Source organism: Pseudomonas sp. FP2338, assembly GCF_030687515.1.
Taxonomy (GTDB): domain Bacteria; phylum Pseudomonadota; class Gammaproteobacteria; order Pseudomonadales; family Pseudomonadaceae; genus Aquipseudomonas; species Aquipseudomonas salomonii.
Genome location: NZ_CP117436.1, coordinates 582,096 through 601,373, shown reverse-complemented (window position 1 = coordinate 601,373; position 19,278 = coordinate 582,096). Strand labels below are relative to the sequence as shown.

Here is a 19,278-nt window from a genome sequence, read left to right as displayed (position 1 = left end):
TAAAAAGTAACCTTGGACTTTACAGTGCTGCAAAGTCGAAGGATTGATACTGATCTGCGCCAATGCCGGCAAAACTCAACATGGCCGGCAATTGCTGGGCGAACCCCTGGTAACCATGGTCGCCACCGGCCTGGATGCGCAAGGCACAGGCCCGGTAATACTGCTGGGCGAGGCGATAATCCAGGGTTTCGTCCCCGGTCTGCAACCACACCTGATAACGCGCGGCGTCCTGGGGCGCCGGCACTTCCAGTTCGGCCAGGGCCGTGACGTGGTCGTGGGTCAGCTCCCAGGTTTCATCGGTGTAGAGGTTCTTCTGGGTGCCCAGGTAACCATCAAACATCCGATGCGGGCTGACCGCCGGGTTCACCAGCAGCGCCTTGAGGCCATGGCGTTCGGCAAGATGGGTTGCATAGTAGCCGCCGAGTGAGCTTCCCACCAGCAGCGGCCGCCCCAGTTCTGCAATGGCCTCTTCCAATTGAGGAATCGCCTGACGCGGATGGTGATGCAGGGCCGGCACACGCAGTTGGTCGCTCAAACCGAGGCTGTCCATCACGGTGGTCAACTGGGTGGCCTTGTTGGACGCAGGCGCGCTGTTGAAACCGTGGATATATAGAATCGAAGCGGACATGCGGGGCTCTCCGTGCATCAGCCAAAGAGGCGCAGTTTACAGGGAATACAGACAGATGCGGATCGAATGTGGGAGCTGGCTTGCCTGCGATGGCGGTGTATCAGCCACCTAGTGATTGACTGGCACACCGCTATCGCAGGCAAGCCAGCTCCCACATGTTGATCCGTGTTTGCAACGTTTTAGTAGCCGTTACTGCCGTAGTCGACGGTGAAGGCGAAGTCCTTGACCCGCTCCACACCCGTCTCCAACCGTCCGTCGGCATGCAATCGCAGCCAGCGATACCCTGGCGCCTGTTCGCTGACCTTGAAGTCCTCGCTGCCCGGCGTGAACTGGATACAGGTAGACGGCGACGCCAGCAGGCGCACGCCGTTGCGCTCGCGGTCGATTTCCTGGTGCACATGGCCCCACAGCACCGCCTTTACCTGCGGGAAGCGGTCGAGTACGGCAAACAGGGCTTCAGGGTTGCGCAGGCCGATCGGCTCCATCCACGCACAACCGATGGAGACCGGATGATGGTGAAAACACACCAGATGATGACGGCTTGGCGCTTCGCTCAGGGCCTGGGCGAGCAATTGCAGTTGCTGGTCCTGCAAGTAACCGGGCACCGAGCCCGGTACCGCCGAATCCAGCAAAGTGACGCGCCAATGGCCAATGTCGACCACCGGCTCAAGCAAATCACTGTGCACGGCGGCATGGGCCATGACCTGCGGCTCGTCGTGGTTGCCGGGAATCCAGCGCGCCGGCGCGTCGATCTGCCCGGTCAGGTCGCGAAACTGCTGGTAAGACGCCAGCGAGCCGTCCTGGGACAAGTCCCCCGTGGCCAGCACCAGATCGATCTGCGGCTGCTGCTCGCGCACCAACTCGATCACGCGCTGCAGGCTATCGTGGGTGTTCATGCCCAGCAGCGAACCGTCGGCCTCGGCAAACAGGTGGCTGTCGGACAACTGCACCAGCAGCGCCGGCGCATCAGGGTTCACGGTGGATACGCTCGGCAAGGCGCTCTCCCAGGGCAATCACAGGAATGGTCAGTTAGAGCGATTATGCTGGGGCAGGACACAAAGAGGAAAGACGCAGTTCACATCTAGCGCACGACTTCGAATTCATGGCCCAGGGCCAGGCAGTGACTCAACCATTCGCCGAGGAACACATTGAGTTGTGCTTTCTCATCGGGCTGGTGCATGAACACATTCGGGTAAGGATAGATGCTGCGAAAGCGTCGCGCATGTTCGGCGCTGATGACTTCGGCCATGCGTGCATCGTGATACACCTGAACCTCCAGTTGCGGCACCGGCAGCCAGGGCAGGCTGTGCTCCTGGCGCACCCGCAGGGTGGTGGTGTACGGGCAGTTGACGATGACCTCAAGGGTCAGCACGCCCAGCATCTGGTCGCCATGGGTCACGGCAATACGCCGCGCCTCAGGCGCGTGACGCATGTCGGGGAGCAGGCGCATCAGCCGCGCGTAGTTGGCCTCGCAGGCCGCTTGCAGCCCGATCAGGTCAACTCGGTATCGTTCCCGTGCCTTTACTGCCATAACCCCCTCACTTCCGCGCGATTAAGCGCAAGCCATTGCAGGGCGATAATGCTGGCTGCGTTGGAAATTTTGCCGTCACGCACCGCTTGCAGGGCATCTTCAAATGCCCAGGGGGTGACACGGATATCTTCTGCTTCTTCTTCCAGTCCATGGACGCCACCTGCACCTGAGCTGTCGCAACGGCCCAGATACAAGTGCACGAATTCGGTACTGCCACCGGGCGACGGGAAATATTTGGTGATCGGCCACAGCGCAGAGAACGTAAGGCCAGCTTCCTCCTCGGCCTCACGGCGTGCAACCTCCTCCGGTTGTTCGTCCTTATCAATCAGCCCCGCGACCATTTCCACCAGCCATGGGTTGCCGGTACGGCCCATGGCGCCGATACGGAACTGCTCGATCAACACCACCTCATCGCGCTGCGGGTCGTAGGGCAACACGCACACCGCGTCATGGCGAACGAAGACTTCACGATTGATCACCCGGCTCATGCCGCCATCGAACTTCTCGTGGCGCAGTTGCACGCGGTCAAGCTGGTAGAAGCCCTTGTAGGCATTGTCGCGCTGAACGATCTCGATGGTGTTCGGCGTCGATTTGGCAATGTCCGTCATATCCTTCCTCGTTACGCAGGTGCAATTGGCGCCATCCTAACGCGCCCATGGCCCTTGATGCAGCCCCTTTCCGGTTGCCGGGATAGACGGCGAGCGTCAAACTCACTCTAATCAGCTTAGTGGCGAACTGACGGCTTTGTTCGCAGTCGAAGCGCTACTCTTTTTCGCTTTCCATCGATTTCCGAAGGACGCACATGTCGCTTTTAAAAATCGCCTCCGTGGCCTGTATTGCCTTGACTCTGGGCGCTTGCCAGAGCCTGTTCCAGCCCAGCTACCTCAAGCCCCTGGACACCAAGCCGGACACTTCCGAACAGATCAAACCCGGCTGCAACAGCCCGGAATGCCCGCTGGTGAACATCGACACCGTGCACTTCCCCAGCGAGCCGCAGCTGGACAGCATTGTTGAGCAACGCCTGCTGCAAATGACCCGCACCACGCCCGGCGCCAGCGTGCCGCCGACCCTGAATGCCTACCGTGACAAGTTCCTGCGTGAGTCGCCGAACCGCAACAGCATGTACTTGCAAGCCAAGGTACGTGAGCAGCATGACGGACTGGTGATCGTTGAAGTGTCCAGTTATCTGGATACCGGCACCGCCCACGGCGAGCCCGGCCGCGGTTTCATCAACTATTCACGCCTGCTGCACAAAGAGCTGAGCCTGGCCGACATGCTGCTGCCGGGCCAGGAACAGGCGTTCTGGAACACCGCGAAAGTCGCCCACAACACCTGGCTGATCAATTCGCAGATGGACCGCGATCCGGAGTTTGTGAAGAGCTGGCCGTTCCAGAAAACCCCGAACGTGGCCCTGACCAGCGCCGGTGTGGTACTCAAGTACAACGTGAGCACCATCGCCCCTTACGCACTGGGGCTGATCGAAATGACCATCCCCTATGCGCGCCTCACCGGCGTGCTCAAGCCTGAGCTGATGCCTGCGCGCCACTGACCGCACGCCCTAACACCAGCTGTAACAACCCTGCCAGTACCAGTGCCGGCAGGGTTGCGCCGATATCCGGATACAGGTTGGCCAGCACGTGATAGGTGGCGATGCCACCCAGCCAGGCCACCAGCGCTGGCCAATGCAGGTTGGCAACCGTGCCCTGGCCACGCCGGCGCAGGATAAAGTGATCCACCAGCACCACGCCGAACAGCGGCGCAAACACCGAGCCGATCAGCAGCAGGAAGTTCTGATACTGCGCCAACGGCGCCAGGCAGGCGATCAAGGTGCAGATCACACCGATGGCCAAAGCCAGGTGCTCGACTTTCAAGCGCAGCAACATACCGCTGGACACCGCCGCCGAGTGAATATCGGCAAAGGCGTTTTCCGACTCGTCCAACAGAATCAGCAGCAGCGGAATGCCCAAGCCAGCACCGGCCAGCGCCAGCAACAGCGCATTTACTTCACCACTGGGCGCAAACGCCAGGGTGTAGGCCACGCCCAGGCTCATCAGCCAGAAATTACCGATAAAGAAGCCCAACGCCGTCCCGCCGAACACGCTTTTGGCGCGCTGGCCGAAGCGTGAGTAATCGGCGATCAGTGGCAACCACGACAGCGGCATGGCGATGGCGATATCAAACCCCACCGCAAACGGCATCGAGCCATCCCCGGACCTGGCCCACAACGCCGCGAGGTCGGCCTTGGCGAACAGGTTCCAGGTCAGCCACAGGCAGGCGGCGAGCAGCAGCCAGATGCCCCATTTACGCAAGATTTGCCGCACAAACGTCAAAGGACCGCTGACTGCCAGCAAAGTCGCCAAGCCACCGAAAAACAGGGTCCACAGTAATGGGCTAGCGAGCAGGCTGCCCTCGTTGAACGCGCGCGTACCGAGCAAACTGGCGGCGTCGCGCATCACGATGATCTCGAACGAGCCCCAGCCAATCAATTGCAGCAGGTTCAGCAGTGCCGGCAGGCTCGCGCCCTTGCTGCCAAGGCTGAGTTTGAGCGCGGCCATGGCGGACAGGCCGGTATCGCTGCCGATCACACCGACGGCGGCCAGCAGCAATACGCCGACCAGCGTGCCGAGGAAAATCGCCAGCAACGAGCCGGACAAGCCCAGGCCCGGCGCGAGCAAGGCACCGGTTTGCAGGACCATCAGGCCGATGCCGAGGGAGAACCACAGGGAGAACAGGTCGCGGGCGCCGAACACGCGTTTGTCAGCCGGCACCGCGATTTCAGGGGAGTAAGTACTCGGTTGAATGCTCAAGGGTGTTATCTCTGAGGGACAGGTGTTGTTTGTCAGATCGCTATCGCGGGCAAGCCCGGCTCCCACACTTGAACGCATTTCAAATGTGGGAGCCGGGCTTGCCCGCGATGAGGCCCGTACAGGCACCTCCAATTGCGTGTCAGACCTTCTTGTACAGCTGACTGCCTTCCTGCTTGAACCGCTGCGCCTGCTCGGCCAAGCCTTTGGCCACGTCCACATCCACCGCTTCAATGCGCTGGTTGGCGGCGTACTCGCGTACTTCCTGGGTGATTTTCATCGAGCAGAATTTGGGCCCGCACATCGAACAGAAATGCGCGACCTTGGCCGAATCTTTCGGCAAGGTTTCGTCGTGATAAGAGCGCGCCGTGTCCGGGTCCAGGCCGAGGTTGAACTGGTCTTCCCAACGGAACTCGAAGCGCGCCTTGCTCAAGGCATTGTCGCGAATCTGCGCGCCCGGATGCCCTTTGGCCAAATCCGCAGCATGCGCGGCGATCTTGTAGGTGATGATCCCGGTCTTCACGTCATCCTTGTTCGGCAAACCCAAGTGCTCCTTGGGCGTGACGTAGCAGAGCATGGCGCAACCGAACCAGCCGATCATCGCCGCACCAATACCCGAGGTGATGTGGTCATAGCCCGGCGCAATGTCGGTGGTCAGCGGGCCGAGGGTGTAGAACGGCGCCTCGTCGCAGCATTCGAGCTGCTTGTCCATGTTCTCCTTGATCAACTGCATCGGCACGTGGCCGGGGCCTTCGATCATGGTTTGCACGTCGTGTTTCCAGGCGATTTTGGTCAATTCGCCAAGGGTTTCCAGCTCGCCGAATTGCGCTGCATCGTTAGCGTCCGCAATAGAGCCTGGGCGCAGGCCGTCGCCGAGAGAGAAGCTGACGTCATAGGCCTTCATGATTTCGCAAATTTCGTCGAAATGCGTGTAGGTGAAGTTCTCTTTGTGGTGCGCCAGGCACCACTTGGCCATGATCGAACCGCCACGGGACACGATGCCGGTCACGCGCTTGGCAGTCAGCGGCACATAGCGCAGCAGTACGCCGGCATGGATGGTGAAGTAGTCGACGCCCTGCTCGGCCTGTTCGATGAGGGTGTCGCGAAACAGCTCCCACGTCAGGTCTTCGGCGGCGCCGCCGACTTTTTCCAGGGCTTGATAGATCGGAACGGTGCCGATCGGCACCGGCGAGTTGCGGATGATCCACTCGCGGGTTTCGTGGATATGCTTGCCAGTGGACAGGTCCATCACCGTGTCCGAACCCCAGCGGATGCCCCAGGTCAGTTTCGCCACTTCTTCTTCAATGGACGAACCCAACGCACTGTTGCCGATATTGCCGTTGATCTTCACCAGGAAGTTACGGCCGATGATCATCGGTTCCAGTTCGGTGTGGTTGATGTTGGCCGGGATAATCGCGCGGCCACGGGCGATTTCTTCGCGCACAAACTCAGGCGTGATGATTTTCGGCACGCTGGCGCCGAAGCTGTGACCGGCGTGCTGCTGGTCGAGCAGGCCACTGGCACGGGCCTCTTCAAGCTTCATGTTTTCGCGGATGGCGACGTATTCCATCTCGGCGGTGATGATGCCTTTGCGCGCGTAGTGCATTTGCGTAACGTTGGCGCCGGCCTTGGCGCGACGCGGGTTCTTCACGTGGGCGAAGCGCAGCGCGGTGAGTTCGGCATCGCTGAGGCGCTGTTGGCCGAAGTGCGAACTCAGGCCGGGCAGGCGCTCGGTGTCGCCACGCACTTCGATCCATGGCGAACGCACATCGCCCAGACCTTTACGCACGTCGATGATGACAGTGGGGTCGGTGTACGGGCCGGAGGTATCGTAAACCACTACCGGCGCGTTGATTTCACCGCCGAAATCGGTGGGGGTCACGTCCAGGCTGATTTCGCGCATCGGCACACGGATGTCCGGGCGGGTGCCTTGTACGTAGATTTTCTGCGAGCGGGTAAACGGCTGCACGGAACCTGCGTCGACCTTGGCCGATTCACTCAGGTGCACGGTATTTTTTAGTTTTGTAGTCATCACGGGCTCTCCAACTTATCCAGGCGGTGGATTTTTGTCGGAGCGAACCTGTGACGGATGGACGCACTGAAACCAGTGCTGTGCAAGGCACGAGGGCTGTTCGATTGTCGAACAACATCCCGGACGAAGCACAAGAGGACTCGCCGGGTGACGAGAAATCTTGTTCCCTACGCAGGCGTTAACCTGATCAGGTTCAACGGGATCCGGTATTTACCGATCTCAGCCTTCCAACAAGGCACCCCGACAAGAACGCGGCCAGTCTAGACCATGGCGTGGGCAAATTGCCAATAGCCGTGTATTCAGCGTGATGAATGGCGTGATTGCGGGATTGTTGCGCGGGGTCAGCGCCACTACACTCGGGCGTCGTCACAATGCTTGACGCCAGGAATGGCCAGCCTTAGCCTTGGGCGCTTAATTACAGCCGTAATATTCACACTAGGGATCGCCTCATGCTGCGCAAACTCTCACTGGCTCTTGCCGTGTCTTGTGCGACCAATGGAATGGTCTGGGCAGCTGAAGCGCCCTTGTCCGCCAAAACCGACTTGGTCAGCGTCTACCAGGAAGCGGTGAACAACAACGCCGACCTGGCCGCCGCCCGTGCGCAATACGGCGCACAAAAAGAAGTGGTGCCCCAGGCCCGCGCCGGCTTGCTGCCCAACTTGTCGGCCGGTGCCGACAGCAACAACGTGCGCACCCAGATCCACCAACCGGCAGCCACCGCCAACCGTGACGCGCATTCCTGGCGTGCGACCTTGAGCCAGCCGCTGTTCCGCGCTGACCGCTGGTTCCAGTTGCAAGCCGCCGAAGCCGTCAACGAACAAGCTGCGCTGCAACTCTCGGCGACCGAACAGAACCTGATCCTGCAAAGCGCCGAAAGCTACTTCGCCGTGCTGCGCGCCCAGGACAACCTGGCCTCGACCAAGGCCGAAGAAAACGCCTTCAAACGCCAGCTCGACCAGTCCAACGAACGCTTTGATGTGGGCCTGTCGGACAAGACCGACGTGCTGCAATCCCAGGCCAGCTACGACACCGCCCGCGCCAACCGCATCGTCGCCCAACGCCAGGTGGACGACGCCTTTGAAGCGCTGATCACTCTGACCAACCGCCAGTACAACGCGATCCAGGGCATCGTGCACACGCTGCCGGTGCTGCCGCCGGCGCCGAACGACGCCAAGTCCTGGGTTGAAACCGCCGGCCGCCAGAACCTGAACTTGCTGGCCAGCAACTACGCCGTGACCGCAGCCGAAGAAACCCTGCGCCAGCGCAAGGCCGGCCACCTGCCGACCCTCGACGCCGTGGCGCAATACGAGAAAGGCGACAACGACGCGCTGGGTTTCAGCAACCCGAACCAGTTGCCCGTGCCGTACGGCGGTGATGTGTCCCAGCGCACCATCGGCCTGCGCCTGAATATCCCGATCTACAGCGGCGGCTTGACCAACTCGCAGGTGCGCGAATCCTATTCACGCCTCGATCAGACCGAACAGCAACGCGAAGGCCTGCGCCGCCAGGTAGTAGAAAACACCCGCAATCTGCACCGTGCGGTGAACACCGATGTGGAGCAGGTGCAGGCGCGCCGCCAGTCGATCATCTCCAACCAGAGCGCGGTGGAAGCCACGGAAATCGGTTATCAGGTGGGTACGCGCAATATCGTCGATGTGCTGGATTCACAGCGCCAGCTGTACTCGTCGGTGCGCAACTACAACAACAGCCGCTACGACTACATTCTCGACAACCTGCGCTTGAAGCAGGCGGCGGGCACGCTCAGCCCAGGAGATTTGCAGGACCTGACGCGTTACCTCAAGGCTGACTACAACCCGGACAAGGATTTTCTGCCGCCGGATCTGGCCAAGGCCGCCGCCGAGCAGCTCAAGGCTCGCCCCGGGTATTAACAACACAGCAAAACCCATGTGGGAGCTGGCTTGCCTGCGATGCAGGCAACTCGGTACATCAGACATACCCAGTTGATGCTATCGCAGGCAAGCCAGCTCCCACATGTTGGTCCGTGTTGGTTCAGTGATTGAGCAGTTTGTCCAAACCCTCCAGTAAGCGCTTGAGGGCGCCCTGGTTGGCCTGCATCACCTTCAATCCCGCCTCTGCCATCTTGCGCGCATCCTGCGGCAGTTCGAACAACTGCCGCACAGCTTCGGCCAATCCTTGCGCATCCTCCACCTCACGCAACGCCCCGGCTTCACGCATCATCGCGCTGATTTCGAGGAAGTTGAACAGGTGCGGCCCCATGATCACAGGCTTGGCCAGCGCCGCCGGCTCCAGTGGGTTGTGGCCGCCGGTGGGCACCAGGCTGCCGCCTACGAAGGCGCTGTCGGCCAGCGCATAAAGAAACAGCAGCTCGCCCATGGTGTCGCCGAGCAGCACGGAGGTCTGCGCTGTCACCGGCTCAGCGCTGGAGCGGCGCACCGTGGCAAAGCCTTGTTGCCCGCACAACTCGAACATCGGGCCGAAGCGCTCCTGATGACGCGGCACCAGAATCAGCAGCGCATTGGGGTAGCTTTCGAGCAGTTGGCGATGGGCGGCGAGCACCACTTCATCCTCGCCTTCGTGGGTGCTGGCGGCGATCCACACCGGGCGCTCGGTGGCGCCCCATTGCTCGCGCAAGGCGGCGGCGCGTACCGGTAACTGAGGGTCGATGGTCAGGTCGAACTTGATCGAGCCGGTGACTTCAACGGTTTCCGGTCGCGCGCCCAGGCTTAGAAAGCGCTGGGCTTCGGTGTGTGTCTGCACCGCAAACAGGCTCATCTCGGCCAGCATCGGCGCGGTCAGCTTGGCGAAGCGCGCATAACCTTTGGCCGAACGTGCCGACAGCCGCGCATTGGCCAGCGCTACCGGAATACCGCGTTGAGCGCAGGCATGGATGTGGTTGGGCCACAGCTCGGTTTCCATGATCACGGCGAGCCTGGGCTGTACACGATCAAGAAAACGCTTGGCGGCGCAAGGCAAGTCATAGGGCAAGTAGCAGTGCTGAATGCGCGGTTCATTGGCGAACAGCGCCTGGATACGCTCAGAGCCGGTGGGCGTCATGCAGGTGACGGTGATCGGCAGCGTCGGGTGGCGCTCCATCAGCCCGCGAATCATCGGCGCGGCGGCAATGCTTTCGCCCACCGACACCGCATGCACCCAGATACCGCCCGGCTGCATCAACGGCAGGCCATAGGAAAACCGCTCGCCTATCCGTTTTGCATACGCCGGCGCCTTGCGCGCACGCAGCCACAGACGTAAAGCCACCAACGGCAGCGCCAGGTAAAACAGACAGCTGTAGAGAGTTCTATTCATGGCGGCGGAGTTTATCGGCTTTTTCAGTCGATCGCCTGCAAGCACTCGGCAAATTGCTCGGTCAAAAAGCGTGCGGCCGGGCCGAGATGCTCATCGCGGCGCCAGACCAGCTCCACCACCAGCGCCGGCGGCGTCCATTCGCTGTCCAGCTCGACCATCTGCTGTTGATAGGCCGGGTACTGCACGATGTGCCGAGGCAGCCAGGCCCAGCCCAGGCCACTCATCAGCCATTCGGCCAATACGTAGAAGCTGTCGGCACGCCACACCAAGGGGCTCGCGGCTTCGCTGCCGGGGTACACGCTGGTCTGGGTCGACATCAGCAATTGGCGAAACTGTGCCAGGCGCTGGCAGGTCACGTAGTTGTCCTGGGCCAGCGGATGATTCACACCGCACACCGTGACCATTTCCACACTGCCCACCACACGCCGCTCAAGTGCTTCGGGGATCTGGTCGTGATAGAACAGCAAGCCCAGGTCGGCTTTGCGCTCCACCAGCTTGCGCGCCACATCGCCCTGCGCGGCGCTGGACAGTTGCACCTCCAGCAGCGGGTATTGCCGGGCCAGCGCCTCGAGGCTGTCGAGCACCGGCTGGAACAGCATGGCTTCATCCTGGGCCAGGCGCAGGCAGGCTTCTTCACCACGGGTCAGTGACAACGCCCTTCCATTGAGCCGTTCACATTGGCGCAGCACCTCGCGCGCCTCTTCCAGCAACACACTGCCGGCTTCAGTCAGGCGGGGCTGACGGCCGCTGCTGCGCTCGAACAGGCTCAAACCCAAGTCCGCTTCCAGCAGGGCGATCCCATTGCTCACTGCCGATTGCGCCTTGCGCTGCCCACGCGCCACCGCCGAAAACGAGCGCTGCTCGGCGACGCTGACAAACAGGCGCATCTGTTCCAGGTTCCATTGCACGCTCATGACTCAACCCATCTTTAAATCGGATAGGTAATGACTTTATCTCATCTCGCAAAGGGTTAAAATGCGGACCTAATCAAGCACGTATCACACCGAGGATTCCCCCATGAATGTTGCCTACGTTTACCTGGCCATTGCCATCTGCTCGGAAGTGATCGCCACCGTTTCCATGAAAGCCGTCAAGGGCTTGAGCACGCCGATTCCGCTGTTGCTGATGATTGTGGGGTATGGCGTGGCCTTCTGGATGCTCACGCTGGTGGTGCGCACGGTGCCGGTAGGCATCGCCTACGCGGTCTGGGCCGGGATGGGCATTGTGATGGTCAGTATCGCCGCGCTGTTTATCTACGGGCAGAAGCTGGATGTACCGGCCATGCTGGGCATGGGCCTGATTGTGCTGGGTGTGGTGGTGATTCAGCTGTTCTCGAAAACCGCCGGGCACTGACCGCCACGCTACAGCCTGTATACTGCGGCTCTTGTCTTGAACACTGAGGTCGCCGATGCCATCCGTTATTTCCACCGACGTTCTGATTGTCGGCGCCGGGGTTGCCGGCCTCTGGCTTAACGCACGCCTGCGCCGCCAGGGGTTTTCCACGGTGGTGGTGGAAAGCGCTACCTTGGGCGGCGGGCAAAGCGTGAAATCCCAGGGGATCATCCACGGCGGCGCGAAATACGCCCTGCACGGCGCCCTCACCGGTGCGTCCGAAGCCATTGCCGACATGCCGCGCCGCTGGCGTGAAGCCCTGGCGGGTAACGGCGAGCTGGACCTGACCGGCGTGCGTTTGCTCTCCGAAGCCCATTACCTGTGGTCACCCGGCACGATCGCCGGCAACCTCACCAGCTTCTTCGCCAGTAAAGCCGTGCGTGGCCGCGTCGATCAGGTCAAGGGCGACGAATTGCCGCCTGCCCTGCAAGACCGGCGCTTCAAGGGCAAGGTTTATCGCCTGGCCGAACTGGTCATCGATGTACCCAGCCTGATCGAACGCCTGGCGCAACTGGCCGGCGACGGCCTGCTCGCCGGGCAACATATCGAACCGCTGCTGGAAGGCGACACGCTGGTGGGCCTGAAGGTCGATGGCCGCGAGATCCGCGCCCAGCGCATCGTGCTGAGTGCCGGTGGCGGCACGGCTGACCTGCTCAGCGCTCTGGGCCTGAGCCAGCCGGCCATGCAAACCCGCCCACTGCATATGATCATCGCCAAAGGCCCGGGCCTCAAGCCGCTGTATGCGCACTGCCTGGGCGGCGGCACCAAGCCGCGCCTCACCATCACCACTCACCCGGCTGCCGACGGCAACTGGGTGTGGTACATGGGCGGCGATATCGCCGAGGCGGATGGCGTGGCCCGCACACCACAAGAACAGATCGCCACTGCGCAAAAAGAGCTCGGGCAGTTGCTGCCGTGGATCGACATGAGCCAGACCCAATGGGCCACCCTGCGCGTCGACCGTGCCGAGCCGCTGCAATCGGGCCTGAGCCGCCCCGACAATGCCTTCCTCGCCGAGCAAGGCCGCTTGCTGGTGGGCTGGCCGACCAAACTGGCGCTGGCACCGGACTTCGCCGATCGCGTACTCAACGCCCTCGAACGCGACGGCATCCGCCCAAGCGCCAGCGACGCGCTGCCTGAATTTCCAAAACCGGCCCTCGGCCAACCTGCCTGGGAGCAACTGTTGCCATGAGCCTGCCAACCCTGCACGACCTGCATCGCCCGCTGGGCAGCACCGGCCTGCTGGTTTCGCCACTGGGCCTGGGCACCGTCAAGCTGGGCCGTGATCAAGGGGTGAAATACCCCAACGGTTTTCAGATCCCCAATGACGACGAAGCGCGGATGTTGCTGCGCCAGGCCCAGCAGTTGGGCATCAACCTGATCGACACCGCGCCGGCTTACGGCCGCAGCGAGGAACGCCTGGGGCCGCTGTTGCGCGGTCAGCGCAACGATTGGGTGATTGTCAGCAAGGTCGGCGAAGAGTTTGCCGACGGCGTGTCCCATCATGATTTCAGCGCCGCACATACGCGGATGTCCATCGAGCGCAGCTTGAAACGACTTGAAACGGATTTCATCGATCTGGTGCTGGTGCACTCTGATGGCAATGACCTGCATATCCTCAACGATTGCGAGGTGTATGAGACCCTGGCGCAGCTGAAAAAAGAGGGCAAGATCCGTGGTTTCGGCTTCTCCGGCAAAACCGTCGAAGGCGGCGTGAAGGCTCTGGAACAAGGTGATTGCGCGATGGTCACCTACAATCTGAATGAACAGGCCGAGAAAGCCGTGATCGATTACGCCGCCGCCCACGGCAAAGGCATCCTGGTGAAAAAGGCCCTGGCCAGCGGCCACGTGTGCCTTGAGCCAGGAATGGATCCAATTCGCGCCAGTTTCATGTTGTTGTTTGCGCAAACGGGTGTCGCCAGTGCTATTGTCGGGACCATTAACCCGCTGCACCTGGCCCACAACGTGGCGACCGCTGCCCAAGTCATCCGTCAACTCTGATGCCGCCCACGCGGCCGACCCCGTCGCAAGAAGGAGCCGACATGCCGCGAACGCTGATTAGAAAAAACCCCAGCAACTTCAAGACACTGCCGCTGCACGTCGAAGCCACCCCCGAAGGCCTGAGTTACCAGAGCGTGGGCATGCCGCTCAACTTCGCCCAGACCCTGCAACGGCGCAAACCGGTGGAGGTGGCAGACCCTGAACGTTTCGCCCTGGAATTGGCCAACCTCGGCGTGTCGGTGCGCCTGACCCTGCATTGGCAGAACAAGGATTACTGGGTACTGGTGCGCCAACGCCGCCAGGACCGTGGCGACGTGGTGCTCAAGCTGATCTCCGGCTACGTCCCCGCCCACGAACTGAACCTGCCGCTGCACACCGCCATCCAGGAAATTGCCGAAGAATGCCTGCTGGAGACACCCGAAGGCTGGCTGGGCGGGCGCTTCAATGACACCTGGCTGCCCGCGCCCTACTCCGCCGCCCTGCATTACCGTGAAGCCCTGCCGTTTCGCTTGAGCCCGCTGTCCGGCGCCGCTCGCCCGGTGCGCTGCGCCACCATGCAATTGATCGAGCGCCCACGGGCTTACGTGCATTTGCCGACCGCGTCGCTGCAATTGATTTATGACTTGCGCCTGGAAGTCCCCAAGGAAGCCAAGTCCTTGAGCCTGTTCCATGTGGATGAACGCCTCGAAGGCGACCAACTTGTGGCACGCCTGGACCGTCAGCGGCCCGACCTGTACCTGATGCCGTTGAAGGATGGCCAGCCGCTGGCCGAGCTGTACACCGTCAAGAAAGACCAGCTGTATCCGGCCAGCACACGCGGCTTATACCTGGCGGAAAGCTTCGCCCAGCAGGAAGGCTGGCTGGTGCGCGATGAGCGCATTCGCTGGAAGGACTGGCTGCGTCAGCAAGGCTTGGCGGAGCCTGAGAAGGAGTCGAAGTTGAAGCGATTGGCGCAGCGTGTGCTGCGCAAGATCGTGCCGAAGAAAAAGGCCAGGGGCTGACGCAAATCCAATGTGGGCGCCAGCTTGTGTGGGCGCTGGCTTGTGTGGGAGCTGGCTTGCCTGCGATGGCATCAACTGGGTTTGCCTGATGTACCGAGTTGCCTGCATCGCAGGCAAGCCAGCTCCCACACAAGCCAGCTCCCACAGGTGACCGAGGTCAGCTGTTAAGCAAGCGCTCCAGGCCGACCTTCAGCGGCGTCGGCTCCGGCAGCGTAAAGCTCGCCAACAGCCGCTGGTTATTCGCCCGTGAATGGCGGATATCCCCCGAGCGCGCCGGCCCGTAAGTGATCACCGGCAACTGCCCCACCACCTCTTCCAGCGCCTGCAACACCTGCTTGAGCGTGGTCGTGCGGTTCCATCCCACGTTGATCGCGCCCAGTGGCGCTTCGGGTGCTTCGATGGCCTGGACCAGCACATCCACCAGGTCTTCCACGTACATGAAATCCCGGGTTTGCTCGCCGTCGCCAAACACGCTGATCGGCACACCCTGCTGCACGCGCTCGCTGAAGATACTGATCACGCCGGAATACGGCGATGACGGATCCTGGCGTGGCCCGAAGATGTTGAAGAAACGGAAAATCACCGGCTCCAGGCCATGCTGGCGGCGATAGAAATCGAAGTAGTGCTCACCCGCCAACTTGTCCGACGCATAAGGCGTCAGCGGCGCCTTGGTGGTCTCTTCGTCAATCGAAGCGCCCTCGCCGTTGTTGCCATATACCGCCGCGCTGGAGGCAAACACCACACGCTTCACGCCGGCCTTGCGCATGGCTTCGCAGACATTCAGGGTGCCGACGAAATTGCTCTGGTGCGTGCTCACCGGATCATCCACCGAGGCCTGCACTGAGGCCACTGCGGCCAGGTGCACCACGGCGGTGGCGCCGATGGCAGCTTGCGCCACCAGCTCGGCATTAGCGACATTGCCTTCAATCAGCTCTACGCGGGGGTTATCCAGCGGCAGATTGCTGCGCTTGCCGGTGGACAGGTCATCCAGCACCCGCACGGCATAGCCCTTGGCGAGTAGCGCATCGACCAAGTGCGAGCCGATAAAGCCGGCACCTCCGGTGATCAACACCCACTTTTCAGCATTACTCATTGTTGCGGATCTTCTCGACAATGGCCGTGGTCGAGCTGTTTTCAACCAACCCCAGCACTTTGACCGTACCGCCGTAGGCGCTGACGATGTCGGCCCCCACAACCTGGTCGACAGAATAGTCGCCACCCTTGACCAGCACGTCCGGCTTGACTTGGGCCAGCAGGTTTTCCGGGGTGCCTTCAGAGAAGCTGATCACCCAGTCCACCGCACCAAGACCGGCCAATACCGCCATGCGGCGATCGACACTGTTGATCGGACGTCCCGGGCCTTTCAAGCGGCTCACCGAAGCGTCATCGTTGACCGCCACGATCAGGCGGTCGCCTTGGGCGCGCGCCTGTTCCAGATAAGTAACGTGGCCAGCATGCAGGATATCGAAGCAGCCGTTGGTGAACACGATGCTTTCTTTGTGGGCACGGGCGTCGTCAATGGCCAGCAGCAATTGCTCGATACCCAGCACGCCGCGCTCCGAGCCTTCGGAACGCTGGATCGCCCGGCGCAGCTCAGGCGCGCTGATAGCTGCGGTACCCAGTTTGCCGACCACAATGCCCGCCGCCAGATTGGCCAGGGCCACGGCGTGGGGCAGTTCTTCACCGGCCGCAATCGAGGCGGCCAGGGTGGAGATGACCGTGTCACCGGCTCCGGTGACGTCGAACACTTCACGGGCACGCGCCGGCAAGTGCATCGCCGGGTGGTCCGGGCGCAGCAGGGTCATGCCGTGCTCGCCACGGGTGACCAGCAAGGCGCCCAGGTCGAGGTCGGCCATCAGCGCCGCGCCTTTGGTCACCAGCTCATGCTCATCGGCGCAACCGCCGACAATGGCTTCGAACTCGCTGAGGTTTGGCGTGATCAGGCTGGCACCCCGATAAATCGAGAAGTCCTTGCCCTTGGGATCGGCCAGAACCGGAATGCCACGGGCCTTGGCGGCCTGGATCAGCATCTGGTGGTTTTTCAAGGCGCCTTTGCCGTAGTCGGACAACACCAGCACCTTGATACCTTCGAGCAACGCGTCAACCTGACCACTGAGGGCCAGGGCGTCGGTGGCGAAGGGTTCTTCGAAATCGATACGCAGCAATTGCTGGTGACGGCTCATGACCCGCAGCTTGACGATGGTCGGCTGATGGGCAATGCGCTGGAACAGCGCACGCACGCCGGCACCGCGCAGGCTGTTGGCCAGGCTGTCGGCGGCTTCGTCGTCGCCGGTCACACCCACCAGGGAGGCCGGGGCGCCGAGGGCGGCAATATTGAGGGCAACGTTGGCAGCGCCACCTGGACGGTCTTCGATTTGCTCGACCTTGACTACCGGTACCGGTGCCTCAGGGGAAATCCGTGAGGTACCGCCATGCCAGTAACGGTCGAGCATGACATCGCCGACCACCAAGACAGGGGCTTGATCGAATCGCGGCATGGACAACTTCATGGAGCAACCCACATACAAAATGAACAGGGGCGCGATATTAGCACAGGGTTATGGGAGGCTTGTGGAGGGTGTGACAGAAGATCCCGGGGAACCTTTGTGGCGAGGGAGCTTGCTCCCGCTGGAGTGCGAAGCACTCCTGAAGGCGGCACCGCGTTTTAACAGAGAAACACAGTGTTGTTTTGGGGCGACTACGTCGCCCAGCGGGAGCAAGCTCCCTCGCCACAAGAGCCCGCTCCCACAAGGTTCAGGTGATGTCGGCCGGCACCGGGGCATCCAGGCCCATGGCATGCAGGCGGGCGTAGTAGCCGTTCTGGGCCAGCAGCTCGGCGTGGCTGCCGCGCTCGACAATCCGGCCGTCGTCCATCACCAGGATCAGGTCGGCCTTCTCGATGGTGGACAGGCGGTGGGCAATCACCAGGGTCGTGCGGCCTTGCATGACCTTGTCCAGGGCCGCCTGAATGTGCCGCTCGGATTCGGTGTCGAGGGCCGAGGTGGCCTCGTCCAGAATCAGCAGTGGCGCGTTCTTCAGCAAGGCCCGGGCGATTGCCAGGCGCTGACGTTGGCCGCCGGACAGCAGCACGCCGTTTTCACCGACCTGGGTATCGAAGCCTTTCGGCAGTTGGTCGATGAAGTCCTTGGCGTAAGCATCCGCCGCCGCCGCTTCAACGTCGGCCCGTGGCGCGCCGGCCAGGTCGCCGTAGGCGATGTTGTTGGTCACAGTGTCGCTGAACAGCGTGACATGCTGGGTCACTTGGGCAATGTGCTTGCGCAGGTTGAGCAGCTTGTAGTCTTCGATCTCTACGCCGTCGAGCAGGATTTCGCCGCTTTCGTGATGGTAGAAACGCGGGATCAGGCTGGCCAGTGTGGACTTGCCGCTGCCGGAACGGCCCACCAGGGCGATCATCTGCCCAGGCTCTGCGGTAAAGGTGATGTCCTTGAGCACATGGCGCTCGGTGCCTGGGTAAGTGAAGTTCAGGTTACGCACTTCCAGGCGGCCGCTGACCTTGTCGCGCTCGACGCTGCCGCGATCCACTTCCTGCTCTTCGTCCAGCTGTTCGAAAATGCTTTCAGCACCGGCCACGCCTTTCTGGATGGTCGAGCTGACTTCCGACAGTTGACGGATCGGCTTGGGCAACAGCCCGGCCAAGGTGATGTAAGCCACCATGTCACCGGCCGATGCGTCACCACGCAGGTAGAGCACCAGGAACATCAGCACCGCCATGGCGGTGTAGATCACCAGTTGCAGCAACGGGGTGTAAATAGCTCCGGTGCGGGTCATGCGCAGTTGCTTGTCGGTGTTGCCCTGGCTGGCCTTGAAGAAGCGTTTCTCTTCGTAGACTTCACCGCCGAAGCTGCGCACCACGCGATAGCCCTGGATGGTTTCCGAAGCCACGTGGGTCACATCACCCATGGCCACCTGGATTTTCTTGCTCTGCTTGCGGAATTTCTTGCTGGCCGTGCTGACCATCACCGCAATCAACGGCAGGATGGCGATCATCACCAGCGTCAGGCGCCAGTTCATGAACAGCAGCGAGGCAAACAGGAAGATCACCGTCATGCCTTCACGGATCACCACCTTGATGGCATCGGTGGCCGCGCCCGTAACCATGGTCACGTTGAAGGTGATGCGCGAAATCAGGTGCCCGGAGTTGTGGTTGTCAAAGTAGCGGTTGGGCAGCGTCAGCAGGTTGTTGAACAACTGCACGCGCAGGTCATGGACCAGGCCCAGGGATACCTTGGCCAGCAAATAGTTGCCCAGGAACGAACCCAAACCCTGCCAGGCAGCGATCAAAATGATCAGCAACGGCACGGCTTGCAACAATTTCATGTCACGCAGGAAGGGTACGCTGGGGAACAGCACGGCGTCAGGGTTGGATAGGCCGTCGACAAAGTACTTGAGGATGTACCCCAGCATAGGCTGGGTCGACGCGAAAATCAGAAATCCGACAATACTCAACGCGAACAAGCCGGCGTAGGGCTTAACGTACATGAGCAGGCGGAAGTATATTTTCAAGCTCGAAGGGCTTGCGCTCGGACTGGAGTCGGTCATATCACGCGGCGTTTTGAAAAAGGAGGCTGACTTTAGCACAG

The 19,278-nt window shown here is 61.5% G+C and carries 17 protein-coding genes and 1 riboswitch; of the genes, 6 read left to right on the top strand and 11 right to left on the bottom strand.

Features of this window, described 5'->3' with window-relative positions; translation table 11 throughout:
* Window positions 1–19: 19 nt before the first annotated feature.
* From PSH96_RS02540 to PSH96_RS02525, 4 genes are all read right to left on the bottom strand, one after another.
* On the bottom strand, window positions 20–628 hold the full coding sequence (locus tag PSH96_RS02540) for a YqiA/YcfP family alpha/beta fold hydrolase (RefSeq protein ID WP_056860542.1): 609 nt from the start codon (window positions 626–628) through the stop codon (window positions 20–22).
* A gap of 179 nt (window positions 629–807) precedes the next feature.
* Window positions 808–1,623, bottom strand: a complete 816-nt coding sequence (gene cpdA, locus PSH96_RS02535) for a 3',5'-cyclic-AMP phosphodiesterase (protein WP_305457274.1) — start codon at window positions 1,621–1,623, stop codon at window positions 808–810.
* Window positions 1,624–1,709: 86 nt separating this feature from the next.
* Complete coding sequence (locus PSH96_RS02530; protein WP_017138485.1) at window positions 1,710–2,159, bottom strand: DUF1249 domain-containing protein; 450 nt, start codon at window positions 2,157–2,159, stop codon at window positions 1,710–1,712.
* Entirely contained in the window at window positions 2,150–2,767 is a 618-nt protein-coding gene (locus PSH96_RS02525) for an NUDIX domain-containing protein (protein ID WP_305457272.1), read from the bottom strand. Before PSH96_RS02525 ends, PSH96_RS02530 begins: the two co-directional genes overlap by 10 nt.
* 194 nt (window positions 2,768–2,961) lie before the next feature.
* Here PSH96_RS02525 and PSH96_RS02520 point away from each other — a divergent pair, with 194 nt between their 5' ends.
* Window positions 2,962–3,708: an RsiV family protein gene (locus tag PSH96_RS02520; protein WP_305457270.1), complete on the top strand. Its 747-nt coding sequence runs from the start codon at window positions 2,962–2,964 to the stop codon at window positions 3,706–3,708.
* Here PSH96_RS02520 and cytX read toward each other — a convergent pair.
* A complete protein-coding gene (gene cytX / locus PSH96_RS02515) occupies window positions 3,677–4,966 on the bottom strand; it encodes a putative hydroxymethylpyrimidine transporter CytX (RefSeq protein WP_305457269.1) in 1,290 nt (429 codons plus the stop codon). The two genes, PSH96_RS02520 and cytX, sit on opposite strands and share 32 nt — an antisense overlap.
* A 139-nt stretch (window positions 4,967–5,105) precedes the next feature.
* On the bottom strand, window positions 5,106–6,995 hold the full coding sequence (gene thiC / locus PSH96_RS02510; protein WP_305457267.1) for a phosphomethylpyrimidine synthase ThiC: 1,890 nt from the start codon (window positions 6,993–6,995) through the stop codon (window positions 5,106–5,108).
* 147 nt (window positions 6,996–7,142) lie between these two features.
* Window positions 7,143–7,248, bottom strand: a riboswitch (TPP riboswitch).
* Between the two features lie 196 nt (window positions 7,249–7,444).
* On the opposite strand from thiC, the gene PSH96_RS02505 reads away from it, so the two are divergent.
* Window positions 7,445–8,884, top strand: a complete 1,440-nt coding sequence (locus tag PSH96_RS02505; protein WP_305457265.1) for a TolC family outer membrane protein — start codon at window positions 7,445–7,447, stop codon at window positions 8,882–8,884.
* Between the two features lie 121 nt (window positions 8,885–9,005).
* On the opposite strand, the gene waaA is transcribed toward PSH96_RS02505, so the two are convergent.
* Both waaA and PSH96_RS02495 read right to left on the bottom strand, forming a co-directional pair.
* Window positions 9,006–10,283, bottom strand: a complete 1,278-nt coding sequence (gene waaA / locus PSH96_RS02500; protein WP_305457263.1) for a lipid IV(A) 3-deoxy-D-manno-octulosonic acid transferase — start codon at window positions 10,281–10,283, stop codon at window positions 9,006–9,008.
* Between the two features lie 23 nt (window positions 10,284–10,306).
* Window positions 10,307–11,197, bottom strand: a complete 891-nt coding sequence (locus PSH96_RS02495) for a LysR family transcriptional regulator (RefSeq protein WP_305457261.1) — start codon at window positions 11,195–11,197, stop codon at window positions 10,307–10,309.
* 103 nt (window positions 11,198–11,300) lie between these two features.
* On the opposite strand from PSH96_RS02495, the gene PSH96_RS02490 reads away from it, so the two are divergent.
* Genes PSH96_RS02490 through PSH96_RS02475 form a run of 4 tightly spaced genes read left to right on the top strand, consistent with a single transcriptional unit; the run spans window position 11,301 to window position 14,677 of the window.
* A complete protein-coding gene (locus PSH96_RS02490; RefSeq protein WP_305457259.1) occupies window positions 11,301–11,636 on the top strand; it encodes a multidrug efflux SMR transporter in 336 nt (111 codons plus the stop codon).
* A gap of 55 nt (window positions 11,637–11,691) precedes the next feature.
* On the top strand, window positions 11,692–12,867 hold the full coding sequence (locus PSH96_RS02485) for an FAD-binding oxidoreductase (RefSeq protein WP_305457257.1): 1,176 nt from the start codon (window positions 11,692–11,694) through the stop codon (window positions 12,865–12,867).
* Entirely contained in the window at window positions 12,864–13,676 is an 813-nt protein-coding gene (locus PSH96_RS02480; protein WP_056860551.1) for an aldo/keto reductase, read from the top strand. The genes PSH96_RS02485 and PSH96_RS02480 overlap by 4 nt, the downstream gene beginning before the upstream one ends.
* A gap of 41 nt (window positions 13,677–13,717) precedes the next feature.
* On the top strand, window positions 13,718–14,677 hold the full coding sequence (locus PSH96_RS02475; protein WP_305457255.1) for a metal ABC transporter ATPase: 960 nt from the start codon (window positions 13,718–13,720) through the stop codon (window positions 14,675–14,677).
* Between the two features lie 157 nt (window positions 14,678–14,834).
* Here PSH96_RS02475 and PSH96_RS02470 read toward each other — a convergent pair whose 3' ends face one another.
* The 3 genes from PSH96_RS02470 to msbA all read right to left on the bottom strand — a co-directional run bounded on the left by PSH96_RS02470 (window position 14,835) and on the right by msbA (window position 19,237).
* Window positions 14,835–15,770: an NAD-dependent epimerase/dehydratase family protein gene (locus tag PSH96_RS02470; protein ID WP_305457254.1), complete on the bottom strand. Its 936-nt coding sequence runs from the start codon at window positions 15,768–15,770 to the stop codon at window positions 14,835–14,837.
* Complete coding sequence (gene hldE / locus PSH96_RS02465; RefSeq protein WP_017138498.1) at window positions 15,763–17,187, bottom strand: bifunctional D-glycero-beta-D-manno-heptose-7-phosphate kinase/D-glycero-beta-D-manno-heptose 1-phosphate adenylyltransferase HldE; 1,425 nt, start codon at window positions 17,185–17,187, stop codon at window positions 15,763–15,765. The genes PSH96_RS02470 and hldE overlap by 8 nt, the downstream gene beginning before the upstream one ends.
* Before the next feature lie 244 nt (window positions 17,188–17,431).
* Window positions 17,432–19,237: a lipid A export permease/ATP-binding protein MsbA gene (gene msbA, locus PSH96_RS02460; protein ID WP_056860554.1), complete on the bottom strand. Its 1,806-nt coding sequence runs from the start codon at window positions 19,235–19,237 to the stop codon at window positions 17,432–17,434.
* Between the last annotated feature and the right edge of the window lie 41 nt (window positions 19,238–19,278).

Bases quoted from the DNA above. Each gene is read 5' to 3' on its own strand.
- PSH96_RS02540 (WP_056860542.1), bottom strand. From the start codon at position 628: ATGTCCGCTTCGATTCTATATATCCACGGTTTCAACAGCGCGCCTGCG.
- PSH96_RS02530 (WP_017138485.1), bottom strand. From the start codon at position 2,159: ATGGCAGTAAAGGCACGGGAACGATACCGAGTTGACCTGATCGGGCTG.
- PSH96_RS02525 (WP_305457272.1), bottom strand. From the start codon at position 2,767: ATGACGGACATTGCCAAATCGACGCCGAACACCATCGAGATCGTTCAG.
- PSH96_RS02520 (WP_305457270.1), top strand. From the start codon at position 2,962: ATGTCGCTTTTAAAAATCGCCTCCGTGGCCTGTATTGCCTTGACTCTG.
- thiC (WP_305457267.1), bottom strand. From the start codon at position 6,995: ATGACTACAAAACTAAAAAATACCGTGCACCTGAGTGAATCGGCCAAG.
- PSH96_RS02505 (WP_305457265.1), top strand. From the start codon at position 7,445: ATGCTGCGCAAACTCTCACTGGCTCTTGCCGTGTCTTGTGCGACCAAT.
- waaA (WP_305457263.1), bottom strand. From the start codon at position 10,283: ATGAATAGAACTCTCTACAGCTGTCTGTTTTACCTGGCGCTGCCGTTG.
- PSH96_RS02495 (WP_305457261.1), bottom strand. From the start codon at position 11,197: ATGAGCGTGCAATGGAACCTGGAACAGATGCGCCTGTTTGTCAGCGTC.
- PSH96_RS02490 (WP_305457259.1), top strand. From the start codon at position 11,301: ATGAATGTTGCCTACGTTTACCTGGCCATTGCCATCTGCTCGGAAGTG.
- PSH96_RS02485 (WP_305457257.1), top strand. From the start codon at position 11,692: ATGCCATCCGTTATTTCCACCGACGTTCTGATTGTCGGCGCCGGGGTT.
- PSH96_RS02480 (WP_056860551.1), top strand. From the start codon at position 12,864: ATGAGCCTGCCAACCCTGCACGACCTGCATCGCCCGCTGGGCAGCACC.
- PSH96_RS02475 (WP_305457255.1), top strand. From the start codon at position 13,718: ATGCCGCGAACGCTGATTAGAAAAAACCCCAGCAACTTCAAGACACTG.
- PSH96_RS02470 (WP_305457254.1), bottom strand. From the start codon at position 15,770: ATGAGTAATGCTGAAAAGTGGGTGTTGATCACCGGAGGTGCCGGCTTT.
- hldE (WP_017138498.1), bottom strand. From the start codon at position 17,187: ATGAAGTTGTCCATGCCGCGATTCGATCAAGCCCCTGTCTTGGTGGTC.
- msbA (WP_056860554.1), bottom strand. From the start codon at position 19,237: ATGACCGACTCCAGTCCGAGCGCAAGCCCTTCGAGCTTGAAAATATAC.